The following is a 279-nucleotide window of genomic DNA, read 5'->3' as shown; positions in this document are numbered from 1 at the left end:
TTGGGAACGTATGCAAAAAAGCCAAGGAGAGGTAGAAGCTGAGGAGGATGCAAACCGTTTTGAAGAATCCTTCTACACATTTATTGACAGCTTTAAAAGATGGCTTAACACCCAAAAGCCTCGTCCGACGGATGTGGATGAGGTACTGGCCATTCCTGAGGTGGAGAAGATGGTGGAACGCCTCCCGGTTCCGCTTTATTTAAACTTCGAGACAGAGGTGGAGTATATTCTTGAAGGAAGAGAGCGACTTGAACAAGATAAGTATGACTAAGTATTCAC

General features: G+C 44.8%; 1 protein-coding gene. It reads left to right on the top strand.

Going from position 1 to position 279, the window contains the following annotated elements; all coding sequences use genetic code 11:
- On the top strand, window positions 1-271 hold a 271-nt coding region (locus tag LKX83_RS32475; protein WP_227887406.1), incomplete at its 5' end, for a hypothetical protein.
- Between the last annotated feature and the right edge of the window lie 8 nt (window positions 272-279).

The sequence above is a fragment of the Cohnella baijiui genome, from assembly GCF_020731285.1.
Lineage (GTDB): Bacteria > Bacillota > Bacilli > Paenibacillales > Paenibacillaceae > Cohnella.
This window is presented reverse-complemented; position numbering and strand designations above follow the sequence as displayed.